The organism is Nitrosospira multiformis (assembly GCF_900103165.1).
Taxonomy (GTDB): domain Bacteria; phylum Pseudomonadota; class Gammaproteobacteria; order Burkholderiales; family Nitrosomonadaceae; genus Nitrosospira; species Nitrosospira multiformis_D.
In genome coordinates this window covers 1,255,232-1,279,151 of the sequence record NZ_FNKY01000001.1, presented here as the reverse complement: position 1 = coordinate 1,279,151, position 23,920 = coordinate 1,255,232, and the positions used below count along the sequence as shown (strand labels likewise).

The window sequence follows — 23,920 nt, the reverse complement described above, 5'->3', positions numbered from 1 at the left end:
CACCCGACAGGAAACGGCATGATGCAACACCATAATAAGGTCAGTATTCTATTAATCTCCAGCTTGCTCCTGGCATCTTGCGCCATGGGACCCGACTATTTCCGGCCCCCTATCGACACCGCCGAGAAGTTTCGTATGTCGGAAACGGAAGGGCAATCCATCGCCAATCTTCCCTGGTGGGAGCTTCTTAAGGATGAAGAACTTCAGCGGCTCATCAACCAGGCCTTGCTGGAGAATAGGAATCTCAAACAGGCGGTGGCGAGCGTCGAGGAACTCCAGGCCCGCCTGCGCATAGCGCGCATGGATTTTCTTCCCAAAATGGACATCAGTGCCAATGCACCTGCGATGGGCACCCTCGGCGGCTTCCTTATTCCCGGCTTCCCGACACCCTTCAATTATTTCGGACAGACGACCCTGAATTGGGAGCTGGATATCTGGGGCAGGCTCCGCCGTGCCAATGAGGCTGCCCGTGCCGATCTGATGGCGCGCGAGGAGAATCGCCGGGCGATAGTGCTGACGTTGGTAAGCTCGGTGGCACAATCCTATTTCGATCTTTTGCAATTTGATATGCAGATGAGTATTGCCCGCCGCGCCCTGTCGTCGTGGGAAGAATCGGTTGCCATTTCACAGGCGCAATTGCAAGGCGGGTTGATTTCCCGCATTGATCTGGATCAGTTCGAGGCGGAGCGGGCCAACGCGATGGCTAGAGTGGCGGAACTGGAACGGCAAATGGTTCAGAAGGAAAATGAACTGAGTGTATTGCTCGGAAAAAACCCGGTGCCGATTACGCGAGGCTACTCGCTGACCGCACAACTGATGCCGCCGGAAGTGCCAGCTGGACTGCCTTCCGAGTTGTTGCAACGGCGTCCCGATATTCTCCAGGCGGAGCAAACGCTGGCGGCGGCCACCGCCAGAATCGGGATGGCCAAAGCAGCGCGATTTCCCAAGCTTACGATTACGGGCTTTCTGGGGGTAGCCAGTCCGGCTTTATCCAACTTGCTGCTCTCAGGAAGCGAGTTTGGGGCGGGCGGACTCGGGCTGGCCGGCCCATTGCTGAATGCGCAAAGCCTGGGGTTCGATCAACGGGCCGTGGAAGCCCAGGCAAGGCAGGTGTTGGCACAATATGAACAAACCATCCTGGTGGCATTCAAGGAGGTAGAAGATGCCCTGGTGGCTATCCGCACCGCCAATGATCAGCGCAAAGCGCAGCAGGAGCAGGTTGACGCGCTGCGCTCAGCGTTGCGTGTGGCCGACGCTCGCTATAAGGGAGGCATTACAAGCTATGTGGATGTACTTCTTGCCAAGCGTAATCTATTCAATGCCGAATTTGCCCTCACGGCAACACACCGTCTGCATCTGGTGTCCGTCGTTCAACTTTACAGGGCTCTGGGTGGAGGTTGGTCACCCACCCCAAGCTAGTGGCCTCTATTTTGCCACGCCTGTTAAGCTTGGCATCAGCTCAGGCGCTTCCTTCAGTAAGAACGTTCTGAATGCCTGAGCCACGCTTGAAAGACGCTTATTTTTCCGGTGCACCACGTGCCAGTGACGCATGATAGGAAAGTCCTGTACATCCAGAATTTTCAGCCGCTTGGTTTCCAGCTCCAGTTCGGCGGTGTGCAATGACATGATACCGAGCCCCATTCCCGCCTGCACCGCCTGTTTGATCGCCTCGCTGGTATCGGTTTCCATGCCTCGGTTAATGGAAACATGATGTGCCATAAAGAAGCGCTCCATCGCTCCACGTGTGCCGGAACCGGGCTCGCGCACCAGGAACGTTTCCTGCTCCAGTCTTTTTACCGGAATTTGACGCACCTTGCATAGCGGGTGATCCGGTGGAGCTATGACCACGAGCGGGTTTTCCATGAATGAGTCAGTGGCGATATCCAGGCCATCCGGCGGCTGGCCCATAATGGCGAGATCGATTACATTGTCGGATAATTGCTTCAACACCGTTTCGCGATTGGAAACATTAAGGTTGACGGTAATGCCGCTGTAGCGCTGGCAAAACCTGGCCAGAAGGTGCGGGGCAAAATAATTGGCGGTGCTCACCACCGAGATATGGAGCTTACCCCGCTCGAGACCCTTCAATTCATCCAGCGCAAGTTCCATATCGGCCAGTTGCTGGGAAATCGCCCGGCTGTAATGATAAAGTTCGCGCCCGGCATCCGTCAGATAAATTTTCTTGCCCAGTTGCTCAAATAGGGGGAGACCGATGTTGTCCTCTAATTGTTTGATTTGCATGGAAACCGCGGGCTGGGTTAGAAAGAGATCTTCCGCAGCGCGCGAAAAGCTCAGGTTGCGGGCAACCGATTCAAAAACTTTTAATTGCCGCAGAGTGAGATGCAGCATAAGCTATTTCGACCAAGGTGTATTTTGAATGCTAATCTATAAGCAAAATATTATCATAACAATCAAAACATGTGACTGGTATTTATGATAATTCAGTCTAGAATTCGTTCTGTAGTACTTTTATCTACCTTTACGAGGAGAAACGAACATGAGTGGACAAGTTACCGGTAAGGAACGCTATAAATCAGGCGTAATTCCATACAAAAAAATGGGTTATTGGGATTCCGACTACGTACCTAAGGATACGGATATTATTGCATTATTCCGTATCACTCCCCAAGAAGGAGTTGATCATGAAGAAGCGGCTGCCGCTGTTGCAGGCGAGTCTTCCACCGCGACCTGGACTGTGGTATGGACCGACCGGTTAACAGCCTGCGAACTCTATCGCGCCAAGGCCTACCGTTCCGAACTGGTACCTAATACCGGCCCCGGCACCAAGAACGAAGCGCAATATTTCGCTTACATCGCCTACGATCTGGATCTGTTCGAGGAAGGCTCAATCGCCAACCTGACGGCCTCGATCATTGGTAACGTATTCGGTTTCAAGGCCGTAAAAGCGTTGCGCCTTGAAGACATGCGCATTCCGGTTGCTTACCTGAAAACCTTTCAAGGCCCCGCCACTGGCGTTGTGGTGGAACGCGAACGCCTCGATAAATTCGGGCGTCCCCTGCTGGGTGCCACCACCAAACCGAAACTGGGACTTTCCGGCCGCAATTATGGACGCGTGGTATACGAAGGTCTCAAGGGTGGTCTCGACTTCATGAAAGACGATGAGAACATCAACTCTCAACCCTTTATGCACTGGCGGGATCGTTTCCTCTACTGCATGGAAGCGGTCAACCGGGCTTCTGCCGCTACCGGTGAAGTCAAGGGACATTACCTGAATGTCACCGCTGGCACCATGGAAGACATGTACGAACGCGCTGAATTTGCCAAATCGCTTGGATCTGTCATTGTTATGATTGACCTGGTAGTCGGGTATACGGCAATCCAATCAATGGCCAAATGGGCGCGCAAGAATGACATGATTCTGCATTTGCACCGTGCCGGCAACTCAACCTATTCGCGCCAGAAAAATCATGGCATGAACTTCCGCGTGATCTGCAAGTGGATGCGGATGGCGGGTGTGGATCATATTCACGCCGGTACCGTTGTGGGCAAGCTTGAGGGCGATCCCCTCATGATCAAGGGCTTCTACGATACCCTGCGCGATACCCGTACTGTCAGGAATCTCGAAACGGGCCTCTTCTTCGATCAGGACTGGGCTTCGCTGAACAAGGTGATGCCAGTTGCTTCGGGCGGTATTCACGCCGGTCAGATGCACCAGTTGCTGGATTATCTGGGTGAAGATGTGATACTGCAGTTTGGCGGCGGTACCATCGGCCACCCGATGGGCATTCAGGCCGGTGCGGTCGCAAACCGTGTTGCACTGGAAGCGATGGTGCTGGCGCGTAACGAGGGCCGGGACTATGTGAAAGAAGGTCCCAAGATCCTTGAGGCCGCCGCCAAATGGTGCACGCCGCTCAAACAGGCACTGGATACTTGGAAGGATATCACTTTCAATTACGAATCCACCGACACTGCCGACTTCGTTCCTTCGACCACGGCCAGCGTCTAACCATAAAAAGGAGAAAATAATTATGATGACCAATGTAGGAAATCATGTCACGCAAGGGCAATTCTCGTTCCTGCCCCCATTGACAGATAAACAAATCGCGGCTCAAATCAAGTATGCGCTGAAGAACGGATGGGCCATCGGAGTCGAGTATACCGACGACCCCCATCCGCGCAATACCTACTGGGAAATGTTCGGCAACCCGATGTTTGACTTGAAAGATCCTGCCGGGATCCTCTCGGAAATCAATGACTGCCGGAAGACCTATCCGAATCATTATATTCGTGTCACCGCGTTCAATTCCACGCGTGGGGTGGAAAGCCCGACTATGTCGTATATTGTCAACCGTCCGAAGACAGAACCTGGCTTCAAGGTAGTTCGCCAGGAAGCGGAAGGCCGTAGCATTCGCTACACCATCCACTCCTACGCAACCGACAAACCGGAATCCGAGCGGTATTAAGGAAGACCCCCTTACTTTCAAGTAAGGGGATCTATTAATCGGGGTGCAGGTGGAGTAATTGATTAGCTGCTGTAATTTACTTGCGCCCCGTTTTCTTATGTTAATTCTTTCCTCTAAACCAATATTGAATCAGAGCGCGGGCTAAAAAGCTTACGTGCTTTGCCATGTGGATTAAACGTGAAAAAACAGACTAAAGAACCCGCTGCCTCCGATAATGATTCAGTCGATCTGGACGCCGAATTTCGTTCTTCCAATATCAAGGAAGTGCTGGATAAGCTTGATCTCGAATTGATTGGCCTGAAGCCCGTGAAAACCCGCATCCGCGAAACTGCGGCACTACTGCTCGTAGATCGCGTGCGTAAGAAACTGGATTTGACCGCTGGTGCGCCAAGTTTACACATGTGTTTCACCGGGAATCCAGGCACCGGAAAAACCACCGTGGCGCTACGCATGTCCGAAATTTTGCACCGTCTGAGTTATGTGCGTGAAGGACATCTTGTTTCTGTCACCCGTGATGACCTGGTTGGACAATATATCGGACATACCGCCCCCAAAACCAAGGAAGTACTGAAGAAGGCAATGGGTGGAGTATTGTTCATTGATGAAGCGTATTACCTTTACAAACCTGAGAACGAGCGTGATTACGGTGCGGAATCGATAGAAATCCTTTTGCAGGCAATGGAGAACAATCGTGAAGACCTGGTTGTCATCCTGGCGGGCTATAAAGACCGGATGGACAAGTTCTTCCACAGCAATCCCGGTATGCGTTCACGTATCGCCCATCATATCGACTTCCCCGACTATAGCGCCGATGAATTGCTTGCGATCGCCAAACTCATGCTGGCTGCACAGAACTACCGCCTCAGTCCCGAGGGCGAAAATGCATTCAGCGAGTATATCCGGCTACGAATGAAGCTGGAGCATTTTGCCAATGCGCGCTCCATTCGCAACGCCCTTGACCGGGCACGCCTGCGGCAGGCCAATCGCTTATTCGGAGGAGCAAAGAAAAATCTTTCGCGGATCGACCTGATGACTATCGAGGCCGAGGACATTCGCGCGAGCCGGGTCTTCAAGGAAGGAGCGGTTGATCTGGATGGCGATGAAGGTGCGAACCAGATACCACCCGCCAACTGATTGATCTGATATAGATTCTTCAGGTGCAGTCTGGGTTGGCAGATTCACCTGAAATTCTTCGTACAGGACTTGATCCTAAAATCCAGTCCAACCTAGCACTAACTTACCTTGAACCCCCGCAATACCGGCTTTCCCCGGTATACTATTTCCTCTCCGGGCCAGTAGGTGAGGCACCCTACCCGTCTGAAAAAACCATTGGCTAATTATAACTAACCATTTGCTCCTTTCTGGCACTTCTGGCGATGGCCAAGCTCGCGAATATCGCCGTACCCCCGGTTCTGAAAGAACCTTTCGCCATACGCTACCATTCCCAAATGCTGCATCAGGTAAAGGACTTGAGTTGTAGTCTCGCCACAGCATGCGGTGGGCTTATAGCGATAATTCCGCTACTGACGGTATATTCTCCTCTAGCGCTGGGACAACAATCAGTGCCAAAACCGCCGGTGCGGAGCGAACCCGCCTCAGCCCCGCAGACGGAAATAAACGATCCCGCGGAAGAGCATGATGGCCCGGCTCGGGAGCGTCGACTCTTTCCTCGGCTGGGACCTCAGCACCTCACGCCGGAGCAGCGGGAAGAAGCGGAGCATCTCAGACAACAGGCCGCCAAGTTCGGAACCGACCCCACGGCGATCGTGGGACGGGTACAGTTCACCTCCCAATACATTGATGCCCCGGAAGGCGGGCGAGTCCTCTTTGGCGCGGGCCGTGTCGATCTACCATTCCAGCGAAATTACGTGCTCAGCATATCAGCGCCGTATGTGAGTACGAGCATTCCAGGTCGTTCGGGTACCATGACCACGCAAGGCTTCGGTGACCTTTCCATCCTGACTGCATGGCGTGCGTACAACACGCCCGAATACGCCGTGCTGCTTGGCGTGATAACGACATTACCCACCGCTGAGGATGCGCGATTGGGCCTTGGCAGGTATACGGTCGGCCCGACCATCGCCACAGCCCGATTTCTTCCCAGATGGAAATCCTTGCTGATAGGGTCAATTACACAACAAATCTCCGTTGCCGGTGATTCTGTGAGAAATCCTGTCAATCTTTCGAGAGCAGTGGTTCAAGTCAACACAATTTGGGCCGACAAATGGTGGACCATCGCGCAGGCCGCGTGGCAGATCGATTGGGAACGAAGCACGGCCGGCAGCATGGTCCTTGAACTCGAAGTCGGCCGGAATGTAGTGGGGAAATTAGGGGTATTCGTACGTCCAGGTATCGGAATTTTTGGACAGAATCTTCGCGGTGCCTATGACTGGAACATCGAAGGTGGCATTCGCTATATGTTCCCCAGTTTTTAGCCCGGATATTCCATTTCACCCACCCAGCTACCGGATTTAGGATAATGCGTCCCACTCGCCTGGAAAAACCATCGGCTAATCGCAACGACTGGCAAACCATTCGCGCCTTGCTGCCCTATCTGTGGGAATTTAAAGGCCGGGTAGTGGTGGCACTGGCACTCCTGTTGATGGCCAAGCTCGCCAATGTCGCCGTACCACTGGTTCTGAAAGAAATTGTCGATGCACTCGACCAGCCGCAAACCCTGCTGGTCCTGCCGGTTCTGCTGTTGTTGGGCTACGGTGCGCTGCGCCTGTGCAGTACGCTGTTCGGCGAATTGCGCGATGCGATATTCGCCAAGGTGACACAGCGCGCGATCCGGCGGGTAGCCATCAAGGTGTTTGGCCACCTGCATGCACTGTCACTGCGCTTTCATCTGGAACGTCAGACCGGCGGCGTATCGCGCGACATCGAGCGCGGGACGCGCGGCATTTCCTTTCTGCTTAATTTCATGCTATTCAACATCCTGCCGACATTGCTCGAAATCGGTTTGGTGGCGGCTATCCTCCTTTCCAGATATGACATCTGGTTCTCAGTGATCATCTTTGTGACACTTGTCGCCTACATTGCGCTCACGCTAATTGTTACGGAATGGCGTATGATTTTCCGCCGGACCATGAACGATATGGATTCAAAAGCCAATACCCAGGCGATTGATAGCTTGCTGAACTACGAAACGGTCAAATATTTCAGCAATGAATCCTGGGAAGCGCGGCGCTATGACGAGCACATGCAGAAATGGGAAGCCGCAGCGGTGCGTAACCAGACTTCGCTCGCCGCACTCAACTCCGCGCAAAGCGCCATTATCGCGGTAGGCGTCACCTTGCTGTTGTGGCTGGCGGCCGATGGGGTGATCAAGGGCAGCATGACACTGGGCGACCTGGTACTGATCAATGCATTCATGCTGCAACTATCCATGCCGTTGCATTTTCTCGGATTTGTCTACCGTGAAATTAAACATTCGCTGGCGGACATGGAAAAAATGTTCAATTTACTGGCTGAGAGTGAGGAAATCAAGGATAAGCCGGGCGCAACCAGTCTCATTCCGGGAGATGCGGCGGTTCGCTTCGAGGGAGTGGATTTCAGCTATGAATCTAATCGCCAGATTCTGTTTGATGTAAGTTTCGATATCCCTGCAGGCCGCAACATAGCCGTGGTCGGACACAGCGGCTCAGGCAAGTCGACACTGGCACGGCTGCTATTCCGCTTTTACGATGTCACCAGTGGCCGGATTCTGATAAGTGGCCAGAACATCAGCCACGTGACACAGCAAAGCCTGCGTAAGGCGGTGGGCATCGTCCCGCAGGATACTGTCCTGTTCAACGATAGCATTTATTACAACATCGCCTACGGACGACCTGATGCAAGCCGCGAAGAGGTACTCGAAGCTGCCCGATCGGCACACATTCACGATTTTATCGAAAGTCTGCCAGATAAGTACGAAACCATGGTGGGAGAACGTGGATTGAAACTATCTGGCGGGGAAAAGCAACGTGTTGCGATCGCCCGCGCGATTTTGAAAGAACCTGAGATACTGATCTTTGACGAAGCCACCTCAGCACTGGATTCAAACTCGGAAAAGGCCATCCAGGCGGAATTAAAACGTGTTGCCATCAACCGTACCACGCTGACCATTGCTCACCGGCTGTCCACTATTGCTGATGCAGATCAGATCCTGGTTATGAGCAAAGGTAGTATTATCGAGCGTGGCACCCATCGGGAGCTACTCGCGGCAAGCGGCGCCTATGCGCAGATGTGGGAACTCCAGCAGCAGGAAGAACAGACGCGGCTGCAAGGGATAAACGACATCACGCAAAAACCGGACGCCATACCAACGCTTGGTTAATGCTCAGCCGCCATTCAATCTTAGCGGAATTATCAGCTTATGGATCGCATCCGGGTCGATCGGCTTTACCAAATGGTGCGCGAACTCCGCATCCCTGATCCCGCCGCGAGAGCTATCAATAGATTGAGCATCCGGGAGGTTGCTTTCCGTAAACGAAAGATTGTTGGGTTCCAAGACATCCGTCCCGGATTTTTTATCGTGAGCATGTGTCATAAGAAAGAGATGCAGCCGAAAGCTGATGGGCTTGAAAATCTGTGCGGGACGCGTAAACGTATATGTTTGACACCCAGAATTGATTCGTATCACCGGTACATACCTTTCGGACCGATCGGTTTCATGTTCCATAAACGATAAACGCAATCCTGAACGATCATGCCGAGACTTAATGAACTCAAACCATTATAATCCTCCCTATTTTTGCTTCGGGTATTCCAAGTGTTCACTGCTTTATCAGTACTTCCTCAATATCTGCTGCCAAAGCAGACGCTCACCGAATTGGCGGGCAAGTTTGCCAAAGCCAATGCCGGTGGACTTACCACGTTTGCCATTCGGCGCTTCATCCAGCATTACGCGGTAGATATGAGTGAGGCGGTTAATCCTGATATCCATAGTTACCGAACCTTCAATGATTTTTTTACCCGTGCGCTACTGACAGAAAAGCGCCCCATAGCCCAGGCAAGCTATATTTGTCCGGTTGATGGTGCCATCAGCCAGTTAGGAGTCATCCGTAGCAACCAAATAATTCAGGCTAAAGGACGTAATTACTCGGCTACTGCGCTAATGGGCGGCGATAGCGAGCTGGCTGAAAGATTTCATGATGGCAACTTTGCAACCTTGTATTTAAGTCCCAAGGATTATCATCGGGTGCATATGCCATGCGGTGGCCGGTTGACTCGCATGATCTATATCCCTGGCACTCTATTCTCGGTAAATCCAGGTACGGTTCGGGGCGTACCCGGCCTGTTTGCACGCAACGAACGTGTGGTGTGCGTGTTTGAATCGGAACGCGGACCGTTTGTACTGGTATTGGTAGGTGCGACGATCGTGGGCAGTATATCCACCGTGTGGCATGGTGTCGTGAATCCCCGGCGTGCCGGCCAACTTCGCGACTGGCGATATGATTCACAGGCTCGGATGTTCGAAAAAGGCGATGAAATGGGCCGATTTCTCCTCGGCTCAACGGTGGTAATGTTATTCCCCAAAAACAGAATCGTGTTTAATCCGCTCTGGACACCCGGCCGAACCATTCGCTTCGGGGAAATGATGGGAACGGAAGCCGGCGGGATTCAATAATCCTGAATCGGCAACCAGACGGACCACCCAAAGGTGTTCCACCTTTTTGCCGATTGCCCGAACTATCTCCGCATCGCATCCGGGGCAAAATCAGCCTCATAACTGCCGCATGTAGGCCACGAGATCAGATTTCTCCTCGTCCGTGAGCTTGAGCTGTAACACCAGATTGAAGAACTCAACCGTATCTTCGAGCGTGAGCAAACGGCCATCATGCAGATAGGGCGGACTGTCCTTGATGCCGCGCAAGGTAAAGGTCTTCATCGGCCCGTCGCCCGGCTCATTGACAAAACGCTCAAGTTTCAGGTCGTGCATCTGATGATCGAGGAAAGCGGGCGGCTTATGGCAGCTGGCACACTGGCCTTTCCCGTAAAAAAGTTTCTCGCCGCGAAGTTCCTTCTCGTTTGCCTTAGCCGGGTCGAGCCGTCCCTGGCTATCCAGCTTGGGCGCGGGCGGAAAATCCAGCATATTCTGAAGCTGTGCCATATGACTTACGTGAATTCGATCAAAAATCGTAAGGCCTTTTTTCATCGAATGAATTGCGTCGCCATTGAAGTAAGCGGTGCGAAACTCAAATTCGGTAAAATCCTCCACCGATCGCAGGCTACGCTTGGAGCCGTGAATCTGCTGGTTAAACAGGCCGCGTAAGCTGACGGTGTCCAGGCGGAAGCGCCGTTCCTGTGGCCTGATATCAGGAGTGAGGTGAAATTGTCCGGTCGTGTGGCCATTCACGTGGCAATCAAAACAGGTAACCCCGAGGCTGGGTTGTGCGCTTTTGCGGTCATCAGTCGGATTAAACTCTTCCTGCGGGAACGGGGTCAGTAGCATCCGCAAGCCATCGAGCTGTACAGGTGTCAGAAGATCCTTGAACAGCCGATAGTAATTATTGATCGAAACCACTTCTCCCCGCGAAACGTCGCCCAACTCAGGCCGGTTCTGAAGAAAAATCGCTGGTGGAAATTCCGGCAGGAACGCTTCGGGTAAATCGAATTCGATGTCAAACCGCTCCAGCCGCGGAAACATATTGACTTGAACCTGAGGAAAAACCTGCCCGCCCGGGGTTTGTTTAGGATGGGGCAAGGCGGGATAAGGGAATACATTCTGGCTGCGTATTTCCGATGGAGACATACTGGCAAGTTTTTGCCAGCTCATTCCTCCGGCCAATCGTGCGGTTGGCCCCACCGCGAGCGGCTTACCGCGTGACATTTTCGCTTCCCGGTCAAGCCGGGGAGCCAGGTCGTAATGCCGAAGAAGCAATTCATGCTGCGTTTTCATGACCTTGGCGCGATCAGCCACATCGGCTTTCATCATTTCCTCAAACGTTTGCATCGGTTTTTTCGCGTTCAGCGGATCACGATAAAAATCAAACCCCAATATCTTTCCCTTATCGGGCTGATTGTCAAAAGCGGGCGATGAAGGCGCCGCGTTCGGCGCAGCAAAGATATTGGAGCGGTCATGCTCGCTCCTTTTCTGCTCGGGGCGCGTAATGGACGTTTCGCGAACCGTTTGAGCATTGCTGACAGCATCAGGCGCCTGCATGCTTCCCTGGCGCGTCTCATTGTTGGTTTGACCCATCGCGCTATTCATTCCCGCGCCTAAACCAGCGAGTCCCAAACCCAGGATAAGGATATTTATTCTTTTCATGATGATCTCCGCTATCTAATTGCGTCTAAATACGAACAATCACACGTAAGGCCGCAATAATCCTGAGTCCGGCAGTTAGACTAGGGCCTGTTAACACTTATTTCACACCCGCGACGGCGACGGATTTCATCCAGCACGAGGCATGAGCCGCGCGGCGGAGCGGGCCTCCGTAAGCGGCGAGTAACGAAGGGCTGGATGAAATCCGTCCCGTCCCTTCGGGTTGTTACACAAAAAACGCGGATGCCGTGTTGCGAAGCTTGGCCATAGGCCCACTATGGCCTGCGCTTCGCGCCTTGCCTCCGCATTTTTTGTGTAGCAACGCGGGTGCGAAATAAGTGTTAACAGGCCCTAGGCGCAGTGTGCGGTTTTTGAGGTACGGGGTCTCCGAAGATCAAGAACTCTGGCCACGCAGCAATAGTTATTATCCGGTTCTATCAGGACAGGTCTGTACGAAAACGCACACTGCAACCGCGAAATATTTGATTTTCACCACTGGGCCAGATCGCACTCGCAGCATACTGGCTGGCGTGTTTATGCGTCGCCTAACGGTAGGGGGTCGTCGCCTGGCGGCCAATCCAGGAAAAGCCGTTGATCACTGATAAGGGAGTGCCGGTTAGGAACTTTGATTCGCAGCAATCAGTGCCTGCGCGAACCGCAAGAGGAGATTCTGGAAGTCTCCACCCGATTCAAAGTCCTTTTTAAGAAAGCTCGCATTGATGCGGTAAGCGTTACCTGCACTTTGCACGACTTCACGCACCGCGCTGGTTTCAGCACCCAGGAAAAGGGAGATGCCGGTCAAACCCTCATTGCCGATGGTTCCAATCTGCGTGGATGAGCCATTTTCCATCTCATACCGGCGTGCAACGATACAGGTCGTCGGGAAATATAAATACCTGATAGGAAGCCGGGGCTCATAGATTGTGTAGCCTGCCGGCAACCACACTAATTCAAGAAGCGGTAACAGGCGCGTGTAAGTCGCAGGAGGTAACGCTGCAAATATCCTGTTCTGCCTGGGACCTTGGGTTGGGGGCATGGATGATTTTCTCAATCCCGGGAACCAATGCTTCAGATCCTGACTGTCATGTCCAGGAATTCCTCGTGCGAACCACTACGCGTCGATAGAACATCGAACGGTGAAATGACCTATTTTTTTTATCCCTTAGCTATTTTTTGCGGCCTGGACTGACGGCCCTCGCCCGCTGCTGCATTTTTCCCGTGCGCGGCGCCACCTTTTTGGCCCGCCAGGCTGGCTTCTTCAGAAGTGAACCGATGGGCGCTCCCCTTCTCATGAGCGGCTTTTCCACCCTTGCTCGCGATCTCCCGTTGTTTGTCTTTATCCATGGAAGCAAAGCCACGCTTGCTATACTTCCCCCCGCTGTTTTTACCCTTATCTGTACTCATGCCTGTCTCCTGAAGTGCGAACCTGCGTTTCCGTTTCCCCGCCTGCACTCTTTTTAATAACGACTTGCGTCGTATCGATGCCTTCGGAGGCCTTTCTCCGCGATAAAAAAAAGCGCGAGATGATGGCATATTAATAAGCAGGATGACTTCTAGACTGTACGGCGACACACATAAGGGCTGCTGAATAGTCCCTGCGGGGAGGCAGATGCGCAGGGTGTGCGTTCACATCCATGACGATCGGTTAAGAAATCATGGAAGCATATGAAAATAAAGATGAGATGCGAGAGGCTCCGCCTGGCTAGCCGTATGGCAAGCATCCCGTGAAAAAGCAAGATTTTTGACCGGATTACGAAACGGAAGGCTGATTCTGGTTCAAATCGGCATTGGCTTGCCGTCATTGAGCGCAATCCAGCCGCGAACGATGCGATAAAGCACCCAAACTCCCGCACCCACGGCTACGATGTAAGCGAGCACAATGCCGATCACTGTGATGAACAGCAACGCCGCTATCGCTACCCAAAGCAACGTATACCAGAATGTGCGTATTTGCCAGCCGAAATGCGAATCGAGATAAGTCCCGCGCACGTCGTCACGTTTTGCATAGTTGATGATCACCGCAATGATGGAAGGCCAGCCGGTGAGAAAAGTCGTAATAATGAGCGCTGGCCCGAGAATACCCATCAGGACGCTGAAACCGTGCAGCAAATAAATAATATGAGTCAACCGGACGAGGCCGCTCTCAGGGACAACAGATACGGTGCGTGGATGACTATCGATCATGGCCTATGCCTCGGCGACTTGTAAAAGATTTCTAGGTTTTCCCGGCATCTTCCGTATTCGGCCCATCCAGCGCCTGATCCGGAGTCTCGCCAGGCTGTTCCTTGCCTTTATCCAGTTTACGTTGTCTTTTTTCTTCCTGTTTCTTCTTCTTGATTAAATCCCTTTGACGCTTCTCATACTGAAAATTGGGTTGTGCCAACTTGATTACCCCTTTAGAGATATTTTGATGTAAAGCATTCGAGAATTCGACTCTTCCCGGTGATTTTATACATAAGCCAAATTTTCCGTCCACATAAAAAAAGAATAATCTAAAGGCCCTATGCAGGGACTTCAGAACTCGTTTCTTTTTTTGGAAATGACTGCAATGTACTCGCAGGGAGGATACCTGCTATTCAGGCTGTTCGCCAGAGACTACTTTAACGCACAGACTGTCTGTCGACATGAAAATTATTGAATTAAACCTAAATCCGGTAGTTGGACAGGGTGAAGTGCGCGGCTTTTGAGGTGCAGGGCAAGGCGCAACGCCGGAAAGCTGCTAGAGCGTAACCATACTCATCCGTTTCAATTCCTCCACCACGCCGCTTAGTGCTTGAAGGAAATTTTCCACCTGGGCCAGTGTGTTGCCACTGCCCAGACTGACTCGCACTGCACAACGCGCCAGCATCGGTTCCACACCCATCGCTTCGAGCACATGACTTTGGCCGGGGTTGACGCTGGAGCAGGCGGCACCACTTGCTACCGCGAAACCCGCCTTGTCGAGACGAACAACCAGCGTATCGCCTTCAATGCCCGGCAACGCAAAATAACAGGTATTGGGCAAACGCGATGCACTCAAACCAAAAATAACAGCACCCATCTCAACCAGTCCCTGCTCTAACCGCGCACACATGGCCGCAATGCGGGTGGCGCTCTCCGCCATCCGTGATTTGACCAGGCTGCAGGCTATACCAAACCCCACAATAGCGGGAACATTCTCGGTACCCGAACGCAACCCGTTTTCATGGCCGCCTCCGTAAATAAGCGGCTTGAGCAACAACCGCTTGTCTATAATCAATGCCGCCGCGCCTTTAGGTCCATAAATCTTGTGGGCGGACAGTGTCATGGCGTGTACGTTGAGCGACGCAAAATCCACTGGAATTTTGCCAAAGGCCTGTACCGCATCGGTGTGCATCCACGCGCCGCATGCCCTGGCTTTCTGCGAAATCGCCGCCACATCCTGAATGACGCCGGTTTCATTGTTCGCCAGCATCACGGACACCAGACCGGTCTGCTGCTCCGCCATGGCCTTATCGAAATCGGCCGGATTCACCCGCCCCAGATTATCGACAGACAACCGGCGTAAATTCCATTTCCCGTTGGCGGTCCGCGCCAATTCCTGGGCCGCCCGCATTACGCACGGGTGTTCAATCGCACTGACGATTATTTGCGCAGGTTTCAGATAGCCTGCCGCACCCTGAATGAACAGGTTATTAGCCTCCGATCCACCACTGGTAAAAACCACTTGGGCAGGCTGCACGCCAACCGCATCCGCTACTTGCTCGCGCGCCTGATTGACGGCCCTGCGGGCTTCCATACCACGGACATGGCGACTGGAAGGGTTGCCGAATTTTGTCTGAAAATACGGCAGCATTGCATCCAGCACGGTGTCGTCGACCGCTGTGGTGGCGTTGTGATCAAAATAAACGTCCATAGCCTTTTCTCATTCTCCTGGAGCGTCATTCCCTATCTGCATCCAAAGTCTGAAGAACTTATTGATCCTGAATCAAGCCAGAGCGGTTTCTTCGGGCTGTTTGCACGCTCTCATATCCTGCAATACCGCGATATCTTTTACTTTAGGGCTTGCCACCAGCTGTTCCAGCGTAACCAGCGCCAAGTAATCCCGTATTCTGACATTAAGACTGGCCCACAAATCGTGAGTCATACAGCGCTGGTCATTGTGACAATTTTCCTTGCCCCCGCATTGTGTTGCATCAATCGGCTCATCCACCGCAAGAATAATGTCTACCACAGATACTTCGTTCATCGGTTTCGCCAGCCGGTAACCACCACCAGGACCACGCACGCTGCCCACCAATTTATTGCGCCGCAGTTTTCCGAATAATTGCTCCAGGTAAGACAGCGAAATCTTCTGACGTTCGCTGATGCCCGCCAACGTAACAGGCCCATGACCGCTGTGCAAGGCAAGATCAATCATTGCTGTTACCGCAAAGCGTCCCTTAGTCGTCAATCGCATTTTCTGCTCCTCATGAGAATTTGATACAGAATCAACACGGAATACTATCTTGTGCAAATCTCTTGAATTATCGTCGTTCGCCGTCTTAATACCCGACAATGTTTGTCAAGTATATAAAGTCCCTCTAACTCAGTCAACTATTTTGTTCGGATGACGGGGGCCGCCTTATCCAGGGTGATTTTTCCGCCCCGGACTTCGGTACGTGCAGCCAATCCGCTGAAAAAACTTACTGTATACGTGTTGATGGCGATATCCGGGACTCACTCAAGGTTTTGGGTTTGTTGCGGCGACTGGATCCCCTTTTCGAGAGCGCTCAGCATCCCACGCAATAGATTGACTTCTTCCTTTTCCAATCGCGCACGGGCGAATAGCCGACGCATCCGTTGCATGAATCGTTTCGGTTCCCGGGGATCCAGAAAACCGCTGCTAATCGCCACCCGCTCCAGATGACGGTAAAGCAATTCCATATCGTTGAAATCCGCCGCGATGTTTGCCACGGGCGAAAGAGACCTTAATTCAGGCAACGCCATGCGCAATTCATAGGCCATTATCTGAACGGCACTGGCAAGATTGAGGGAGGAGTACTCCGAATTGGCGGGAATGTGCACAACAATCTGGCACTTGCTCACTTCCATCGTGGTAAGACCGGACATTTCCGTGCCAAAAACCAGCGCAACGGGATGCTGGCACGCATGATCGAGCAATTCGTGCGCTCCCCGGCGCGCATCAAAAACCTCATGCGAAAGATCGCGTGGGCGAGCGGTAATTGCCGCCGCCAGAACCGTGCCGCTCAGAGCCTCGTCAAGATTCGCGCAAACCTTGGCATCGTTCAATATATCCCATGCACCCGCGGCGCGCGCTTCCGCGTCTTTGTCGGGAAAAGTTCTAGGATTCACCAGGTAGAGCGAACTCAGTCCCATTGTTTTCATCGCCCGCGCCGTTGCGCCGATATTGCCCGGATGACTGGGATGGCTTAGCACGACACGGACTTTATCAAGCAGGTAGAGGGGATTCATATTATTCGGAATCCGGTAGTTGATCGCTTATTCATTAATACCATGTCGCACGGAGGGCTCCGTGAAGCGGGATCGGGCCGAGTGCTGGGAGCAGTTTGCGGCTATTTTTTTGCCGCCGTTTTTGCCACCGGCGCGGCATCCATAGATCCAGCTATGAACTTCTCCCAACCGGCAAAACCGTCTCGCAACCTGTCTCGCCATCATCTCGCGTCCTAATGGGTTATCTGGGTTAAAATCGCACTCTGCTCAATTCTGAATCCAAAAAAATGCATCCTATGCTCACTATTGCGGTAAAAGCCGCACGCCGCGCAGGCGGTATCATCAATCGGGCTGCGCAAAATCTCGATTTACTGCACGTTTCGCGCAAAGCGCACAATGATTTTGTCAGCGAAGTGGATAGCGCGGCGGAAGATGCCATTATCAAGGTGTTGCTGGATACTTATCCCAATCATTCGATTCTAGCAGAAGAGAGCGGCGCTCAAGGCGAGTCGGAATTCCAGTGGATTATCGACCCGCTTGACGGCACCACCAATTTTCTTCACGGTTTTCCGCATTACTCGGTTTCCATCGCACTGATGCATAAGAACATACCAGTCCAGGCGGTCGTATACAATCCTTCCGCCAATGAATTATTCACTGCCAGCCGCGGACAAGGCGCTTATCTCAACGATCATCGTTTGCGCGTAAGCAAGCGCACGCATCTTGGTGATTGCCTGATCGGCACCGGCTTCCCGTTTCGGGAGTTTTCGCACATGGACGCCTACATCGCCATGTTCAAGGATGTCATGCCACGAGTTGCCGGTATCCGCCGCCCCGGTTCCGCCGCACTGGACCTCGCCTACCTGGCTGCCGGACGTTACGACGGTTTCTGGGAACTGGGACTCTCTCCGTGGGACATCGCCGCCGGCTGCCTGCTCATCACGGAAGCGGGTGGCCTGTTGGGCGACCTGGAAGGCAATGCCACTTATATGCAGAGCGGCAACTTGCTTGCCGGCAATCCAAAAGTTTTCGCGCAACTGCTGCAAGTCATTGCGCCGCATCTGTCGAAGGAATTGAGAACAGATACAGGGAAGGATTAATGACCCTGGGTCCGTTGGATGGGATGAGCTGAACTTACCAGGATTGAAGGTCAAGTCACGCCAGTAATCCATGCGGATGATTGCGCCAGGCGATGCCGGCCCGGCCTTATCCCGCCTTGCCCCTATCCGCGATCACTTGCTCGATACCGGCTTGAACATGGTATCGGAACCTTCAATGTGAACTGCTTCATGCGGCGCGCAGTACCTGGGTTAAACTGGAATAGCGTGCTCGCCGGGGGGCACCGCGCAAAAGAGGAGTAACGTCATGTCTAATCAACCGGATGCGGAACGGCAGCGGCTCGAAAATCAGCGAACTGGCTGTGAGGACTGGCGTTTGTGGGGACCCTATCTGTCCGAGCGTGCCTGGGGAACCGTTCGCGAAGATTACAGTCCGGACGGTGACGCCTGGGAGTACTTCGATCATGATCAATCCCGTTCCCGCGCCTATCGTTGGAACGAGGATGGCCTGGGGGGTATCTCGGACGAGGCACAGCGGCTCTGTTTCGGGCTGGCGCTATGGAACGGCAGGGATTCCATCCTGAAAGAGCGTGCTTTCGGTCTCACCAGCAAGCAGGGCAATCGTGGCGAGGATGTGAAAGAATGCTACTTCTATGTTGATGCCACCCCTTCGCATTCCTGGCTCCATTATCTCTACAAATATCCGCAGTCCGCATTTCCCTATACACGATTGGTTGAGGAAAACGCGCGCCGTTCGCGCAAAGATCCGCCATTCAGCCTGATGGATAGCGGTGCTTTCGCCGATAGACGCTACTGGGACGTGGAAGTATGCTACGCCAAGGCATCGCCCGAGGAGCTACATATTCGTATCATTGCAACCAACCGGGGAGAAGACGAAGCGACATTGTGGCTATTGCCGCAACTATGGTTTCGCAATGACTGGGCATGGTCGAGGAACGGCGCCCCGAAACCGGTACTGCGTGCTCTATCCCCTTCCGGTGGCGTAGCCTGGGCGGTCGTGGCGGAGCACTCGATGCTGGGAACATACCATCTCTATGGGCGGCAGCATGCCGATGTTCTTTATACCGAGAATGAGACCAACCGCTCGCGATTGTGGGGCACGGCCAGCGCGGGATCGTATGCCAAAGACGCATTCCATCGCTACCTTGTCGATGGTGAACACGCAGCGGTGAATCCGGAACAGCAGGGAACCAAATTCGGCGCCGTGCACAAGCTCAGGGTTGCACCGGGTCAGGCCGGCACAATCGACCTGGTATTGTCGCGCATTCACCGTCCCCAGCCCTTCATTCATCATGAGAGCATCTTTGCCTTGCGCCGCTCGGAAGCTGATTCGTTTTTCAGAGGATTACTACCCGAAGCCAGCGTCCAAGATCACCGTATCCTCCGCCAGGCATTGGCCGGCATGATATGGAATAAGCAATTTTTTCATTATGATGTATCCACCTGGCTGCAGGGCGACGGGGTATCGCCACCCTCATCAAGAAAGCATGGACGCAATCACAGTTGGCGTCATCTCAAGGCAAGCCATGTGATATCGATGCCGGACGCATGGGAATATCCCTGGTTTGCCGCCTGGGATCTGGCTTTCCATTGCGCCGTCCTGGCGCTTATTGACGTGGACTTCGCCAAAGAGCAGGTTGAACTGTTGCTGCTTGAAACCTATTTGCACCCCAATGGGCAAATCCCTGCTTACGAATGGTCGTTCGGTGATGTGAACCCCCCGGTACACGCCATGGCGGCCCTCAAGGTCTTCCGCGCAGAACGGGTACAGCGCGGCAAGGGCGACACTACCTTCCTCAAACGCGTACTGCACAAGCTGTTGTTGAATCACACCTGGTGGATCAACCGCAAGGATGCTACCGGCACGAATGTGTTCGAAGGAGGATTTCTGGGGCTGGACAATATCTCGGTATATGACCGGTCCAAACCATTGCCTCCCGGCTATACCCTGAAGCAGGCCGATGCCACCGGCTGGATGGCGATGTTTTCGCTGCAGCTTACCGTGATTGCGCTGGAAATTGCTGTTGAGGATCCGGCTTATGAGAATATTGCCATCCAGTGTTATAGCCAGTTCCTGGCGATAGGTTACGCTATTGCCGGCCATACCGGTGCCTGCGTACCCCTCTGGGACGAAGAGGACGGCTTCTTCAAGGATCTCATGATCAGCCCGGATGGCACGGTAAATCGTATCGACGTCTTTTCATGGGTTGGCATCATTCCGCTATTTGCCTGCGAGGTGGTGGACGCACGCTTGCTCGAACACCGGACGCGCTTCAAGGCGCTGCTGTGGGAACACAAAGGAGGAATGTTTGATGGAAGCACCATATGCGCCTGCCCGGTGCATACCAATGCACGCGGGGAACATTTATTGTCGTTGGTAACCGCTTCAATGCTCGTAAAAATATTGCCGCGTATTTTCGATGAAAAGGAATTCTTTTCCTCGCACGGCATTCGCGGGGTCTCCAAGCGCCATGCCACGCACCGGAATCCGGAGCATATCCCCGGCATTGGCGATACCTTCATCCGTTATGTACCGGGTGAATCCGACTCGCCGATGTTCGGCGGCAATTCCAACTGGCGCGGACCGGTATGGATGCCGACCAATTATTTGCTGATTCAGTCCATCGAAAAACTGCACCGCTTTCTGGGCGATGCCTTTACCTTTCCTGCACCCTGTCTGAACGGCTACGAAGTTACCCTTAAATATGCCGCCACGATGCTGGCCGAGCGGCTCGTTGACATTTTCCGCCGAGATGAATCCGATCTGATTCCGGCCTTTCCCATGGATAGCCCGCATCAGACCGATCCGCACTGGCGCGACCTGCTGCTATTTCACGAATATTTCCACGGTGAAACAGGTCAGGGCCTGGGAGCTAGCCATCAAAGCTGGAGCGGACTGGCGGCAAATCTGGTGATGCGCCGCTATCATCAGAATATCCCGGAATTCTGGAAGCAGCAGGCGCCTATTGCTCCTTCGAAGTCATAGTTGCCTTCAGCTGCAAAAGTACGCGCACGTGGATTTATTAGCTACCGGCCAGCACGATCACATTGGGTCACAAAGGAATAATTCTGACGGGAATAGTGCAAATAACCGTCATCAAACCGCAACTCATCATCCTGTCAGAAGAGAAATTCATTGGATAAAAACCACACACCCATGATGCAGCAATACCTGCGCATCAAGGCGCAACACCCCGGCATGCTGATGTTTTACCGCATGGGAGATTTCTACGAGCTGTTCTTCGATGATGCGGAGAAGGCCGCGAAACTGCTCGACATCACGCTAACCCGGCGCGGCACGTCGGCGGGGGAACCCATCAAGATGGCGGGCGTGCCCTATCATGCCGCCGAACAATATCTGGCGAAACTCATCAGGCTTGGCGAATCGGTGGCGATCTGCGAACAGACCGGCGACCCCGCCACCGCCAAGGGTCCCGTGGAACGCCAGGTCACGCGGATCATCACGCCGGGCACACTGACCGATGCCGCGCTGCTGGACGAGAAACGCGACTGCGTGTTGCTAGCCTTATGCGTGCAAGAATCCATGCTGGGATTGGCTTGGCTCAATCTGGCCGCGGGGCAATTTTGCGTGATGGAGGTTTCGCCTGATAATCTGGCGAGCGAACTCGAACGCTTGAAGCCTGCGGAAATTCTCTTGCCGGAGTCGTTGGAGCCGGCCGGACTCAACGGCACGGGCACGGGCGCCCTCAAGAAGCTGTCCCTTAAGCGTCTGCCCCTATGGCAGTTCGATATCGATGCCGCTGTCCGCAGTCTCTCCCGGCAATTTGAAACCCGCGATCTTTCCGGTTTCGGCTGCGACGGGCTGCATGCATCTTTGGGTGCCGCAGGGGCGTTGCTGGAATACGCCCGCCTCACACAGGGTACGGGTATTGCTCATGTCAAAGCGCTACGGGTGGAGCGGGACAGTACCTACGTACGTATGGATGCCGCCACCCGCCGTAATCTGGAGATTTCAGAAACCATGCTTGGCGAGATGTCGCCTACATTGCTATCGCTGCTCGACACGTGTTCAACCAACATGGGCAGCCGTTTGCTGCGGCAATGGTTGCATCATCCGTTGCGTGACCGCATGGTAATCCAGAGCAGGCTTGATGGCGTATCTTTTTTAATCGGGGCGGCGGGATTGGGGCCGCACCTTCAGGTACGCGAGTGCCTCCGGCGTGTGGCTGATATCGAACGTATCACCGGGCGTATCGCGCTGGCATCTGCACGCCCACGAGATTTGTCAGGATTGCGTGATAGCCTGAAACGATTACCTCAAGCCATTACCGCCATTGCCGAGATTACGGACTCCTCCAGCGAGCATATGGTCAGGCTGACAAAAATGATGGAACCGGATGCGGCGCTTGTCAGCCTTCTGGAAAGATCGCTGCGCGAAGAACCTGGGGTCGTACTACGTGGAGGGGGCGTAATCGCTGATGGCTATGATGCCGAACTGGATGAACTGCGCGCCATACAAAATAATTGTGGCGAGTTTTTGCTGCAACTCGAAGCACGGGAAAAAACCCGCACCGGCATCTCGAATCTCAAAGTGGAGTATAACCAGGTACATGGCTTTTATATTGAAGTTACCCACGCTCACAGCGAGAAGATCCCCGATGACTATCGCAGAAGGCAGACGCTGAAGAATGCCGAGCGCTATATCACGCCGGAACTTAAAGCTTTCGAGGACAAGGCGCTGTCCGCAGAGGATCGGGCGCTGGAACGAGAGAAGCTTTTATACCAGGCGTTGCTGGATATGCTTGGGCCGTATATCGGGCATTTGCAGCAGGTTGCCCGGAGTGTTGCCGAACTGGATGTGCTGGCCGCCTTCGCCGAGCGTGCGCTCGCACTCGATTACGTTGCGCCGGTTTTTACCCGTGATGCCATGATCGAAATTGAAGCGGGCCGCCATCCGGTAGTGGAAAACCAGGTAGAGAACTTCATCGCCAATGATGTACAGCTCGGCGCTTTCGGCTACGCCAGGCGGCAAATGCTTGTCATCACCGGACCCAATATGGGTGGCAAATCCACTTATATGCGGCAGGTTGCGCTGATCGCATTGCTCGCCCATTGTGGCAGTTTCGTTCCCGCTAAAAGCGCTCGCCTGGGTCCGCTGGATCAGATTTTTACCCGTATCGGCGCATCCGACGACCTTGCCGGTGGCCGCTCGACTTTCATGATGGAGATGACGGAAGCTGCCAATATCCTGCACAATGCGAGCGCACAAAGTCTGGTACTGATGGATGAAATTGGAAGAGGGACTTCAACCTTTGATGGCCTGGCGCTGGCTTTGGCAATTGCCCGCTATCTACTGGAAAAAAACCGCAGTTATACCTTGTTCGCGACGCATTATTTTGAGTTGACGCGACTTGCGGAAGAGTTTGCCCAAGCTGTCAATGTGCATCTGGATGCGGTGGAACACAAACATCATATTGTATTTCTGCACGCCGTCACTGAGGGGCCCGCCAGTCAAAGCTACGGACTGCAGGTCGCGGCACTGGCCGGCGTGCCGGAGTCTGTGATCAAAACAGCCAGAAAATATCTGGTAAAACTTGAACAGGAAACAGTAGATAAGCAATTGCAAGGCGATTTATTCTCGGGAACAACCCCCGTCGCAAAAGCAACCCCGCCGGAACACCCCGCCCTTACATTATTAAGCGCGATTCAACCAGACGAGTTAAGCCCAAGACAAGCGCTGGAAAAAATCTACGCACTGAAAACGGCGCTCGAGAAAGGATAGTCTTAGGAGCTGG

General features: G+C 53.4%; 19 protein-coding genes. 10 read left to right on the top strand and 9 right to left on the bottom strand.

All coding sequences use genetic code 11. The annotated features are described in order from the left end of the window. Positions 1-18 precede the first annotated feature (18 nt). Entirely contained in the window at positions 19-1,419 is a 1,401-nt protein-coding gene (locus BLR00_RS05720) for an efflux transporter outer membrane subunit (protein ID WP_074631416.1), read from the top strand. Between the two features lie 6 nt (positions 1,420-1,425). Here BLR00_RS05720 and BLR00_RS05715 read toward each other — a convergent pair whose 3' ends face one another. Then, a complete protein-coding gene (locus BLR00_RS05715) occupies positions 1,426-2,349 on the bottom strand; it encodes a LysR family transcriptional regulator (RefSeq protein WP_074631414.1) in 924 nt (307 codons plus the stop codon). A gap of 148 nt (positions 2,350-2,497) precedes the next feature. Here BLR00_RS05715 and BLR00_RS05710 point away from each other — a divergent pair, with 148 nt between their 5' ends. From BLR00_RS05710 to asd, 6 genes are all read left to right on the top strand, one after another. Next, positions 2,498-3,967, top strand: coding sequence for a ribulose-bisphosphate carboxylase large subunit (locus BLR00_RS05710; RefSeq protein ID WP_074631412.1), 1,470 nt, complete (start codon positions 2,498-2,500; stop codon positions 3,965-3,967). Between the two features lie 22 nt (positions 3,968-3,989). After that, the gene (locus BLR00_RS05705; RefSeq protein WP_074631410.1) at positions 3,990-4,424 is read left to right on the top strand and encodes a ribulose bisphosphate carboxylase small subunit; all 435 of its coding nucleotides are present in this window, start codon (positions 3,990-3,992) and stop codon (positions 4,422-4,424) included. 177 nt (positions 4,425-4,601) lie between these two features. Beyond that, the gene (cbbX, locus tag BLR00_RS05700; protein WP_074631407.1) at positions 4,602-5,558 is read left to right on the top strand and encodes a CbbX protein; all 957 of its coding nucleotides are present in this window, start codon (positions 4,602-4,604) and stop codon (positions 5,556-5,558) included. Positions 5,559-5,800: 242 nt separating this feature from the next. Further along, complete coding sequence (locus BLR00_RS05695) at positions 5,801-6,859, top strand: transporter family protein (RefSeq protein ID WP_074631404.1); 1,059 nt, start codon at positions 5,801-5,803, stop codon at positions 6,857-6,859. A gap of 44 nt (positions 6,860-6,903) precedes the next feature. Then, entirely contained in the window at positions 6,904-8,742 is a 1,839-nt protein-coding gene (locus BLR00_RS05690; RefSeq protein ID WP_074631402.1) for an ABCB family ABC transporter ATP-binding protein/permease, read from the top strand. Positions 8,743-9,177: 435 nt separating this feature from the next. After that, on the top strand, positions 9,178-10,035 hold the full coding sequence (gene asd, locus BLR00_RS05680; RefSeq protein ID WP_074631398.1) for an archaetidylserine decarboxylase: 858 nt from the start codon (positions 9,178-9,180) through the stop codon (positions 10,033-10,035). Positions 10,036-10,131: 96 nt separating this feature from the next. Here the strand turns inward: asd and BLR00_RS05675 are convergent, their stop codons facing one another. From BLR00_RS05675 to BLR00_RS05645, 8 genes are all read right to left on the bottom strand, one after another. After that, a complete protein-coding gene (locus BLR00_RS05675; RefSeq protein ID WP_074631396.1) occupies positions 10,132-11,676 on the bottom strand; it encodes a cytochrome B6 in 1,545 nt (514 codons plus the stop codon). 613 nt (positions 11,677-12,289) lie between these two features. Continuing rightward, positions 12,290-12,709 carry a cyclic nucleotide-binding domain-containing protein gene (locus BLR00_RS05670; RefSeq protein ID WP_074631394.1) on the bottom strand — a complete coding sequence of 140 codons (420 nt, stop codon included), beginning with the start codon at positions 12,707-12,709 and terminating at the stop codon, positions 12,290-12,292. A 119-nt stretch (positions 12,710-12,828) separates the two neighbouring features. Beyond that, on the bottom strand, positions 12,829-13,077 hold the full coding sequence (locus tag BLR00_RS05665; protein WP_074631392.1) for a KGG domain-containing protein: 249 nt from the start codon (positions 13,075-13,077) through the stop codon (positions 12,829-12,831). A 372-nt stretch (positions 13,078-13,449) separates the two neighbouring features. After that, positions 13,450-13,857 (bottom strand): DUF4870 family protein, encoded by a 408-nt coding sequence (locus tag BLR00_RS05660; protein ID WP_074631390.1) that lies wholly within the window; start codon positions 13,855-13,857, stop codon positions 13,450-13,452. Positions 13,858-13,888: 31 nt separating this feature from the next. Then, the gene (locus BLR00_RS16620; protein WP_176759942.1) at positions 13,889-14,056 is read right to left on the bottom strand and encodes a hypothetical protein; all 168 of its coding nucleotides are present in this window, start codon (positions 14,054-14,056) and stop codon (positions 13,889-13,891) included. 336 nt (positions 14,057-14,392) lie between these two features. Continuing rightward, complete coding sequence (locus tag BLR00_RS05655) at positions 14,393-15,547, bottom strand: cysteine desulfurase family protein (protein WP_074631388.1); 1,155 nt, start codon at positions 15,545-15,547, stop codon at positions 14,393-14,395. 72 nt (positions 15,548-15,619) lie between these two features. After that, positions 15,620-16,090, bottom strand: a complete 471-nt coding sequence (gene iscR, locus BLR00_RS05650; RefSeq protein WP_074631386.1) for a Fe-S cluster assembly transcriptional regulator IscR — start codon at positions 16,088-16,090, stop codon at positions 15,620-15,622. A 260-nt stretch (positions 16,091-16,350) separates the two neighbouring features. Further along, a complete protein-coding gene (locus BLR00_RS05645; RefSeq protein ID WP_074631384.1) occupies positions 16,351-17,106 on the bottom strand; it encodes an RNA methyltransferase in 756 nt (251 codons plus the stop codon). Positions 17,107-17,372: 266 nt separating this feature from the next. On the opposite strand from BLR00_RS05645, the gene BLR00_RS05640 reads away from it, so the two are divergent. The 3 genes from BLR00_RS05640 to mutS all read left to right on the top strand — a co-directional run bounded on the left by BLR00_RS05640 (position 17,373) and on the right by mutS (position 23,907). Next, a complete protein-coding gene (locus BLR00_RS05640) occupies positions 17,373-18,185 on the top strand; it encodes an inositol monophosphatase family protein (protein WP_074631381.1) in 813 nt (270 codons plus the stop codon). 265 nt (positions 18,186-18,450) lie between these two features. Further along, complete coding sequence (locus tag BLR00_RS05635; RefSeq protein WP_074631379.1) at positions 18,451-21,150, top strand: MGH1-like glycoside hydrolase domain-containing protein; 2,700 nt, start codon at positions 18,451-18,453, stop codon at positions 21,148-21,150. Between the two features lie 171 nt (positions 21,151-21,321). Further along, positions 21,322-23,907, top strand: a complete 2,586-nt coding sequence (gene mutS / locus BLR00_RS05630) for a DNA mismatch repair protein MutS (protein ID WP_074631376.1) — start codon at positions 21,322-21,324, stop codon at positions 23,905-23,907. Positions 23,908-23,920: the final 13 nt, after the last annotated feature.